Origin of the sequence: Burkholderia sp. SIMBA_051 (genome assembly GCF_046534915.1) — a bacterium.
GTDB classification, from domain to species: domain Bacteria; phylum Pseudomonadota; class Gammaproteobacteria; order Burkholderiales; family Burkholderiaceae; genus Burkholderia; species Burkholderia ambifaria.
On the sequence record NZ_JAWRXS010001029.1, the window covers coordinates 1 to 228 of the forward strand.

A 228-nucleotide genomic window follows, 5' to 3' on the forward strand; every position below is an offset into this window, starting at 1 on the left:
GCTTTCGTTGCGCTGTAGACGCTGAACGCCGGCGTCCCCTTCGAACCTGTCGTTGACCCGGTCAGGATGATCGAAGCACCCGCGCTCATCAGCGGCAACGCCTTCTGAACTGTGAACAGCGTTCCTTTCACGTTGACGTCGAACGTAAAATCGAATTGCTCTTCCGTGATCGCTCCAAGCGGCGCCAGCGACCCCAGCCCCGCGTTCGCGAACAGCACGTCAAGGTGC

General features: G+C 60.1%; 1 protein-coding gene. It reads right to left on the bottom strand.

Translation table 11 applies throughout. From position 1 onward, the window contains the following. Positions 1–228: SDR family oxidoreductase (locus SB771_RS37610; protein ID WP_410722353.1), on the bottom strand; the 228-nt coding region annotated here is incomplete at both ends.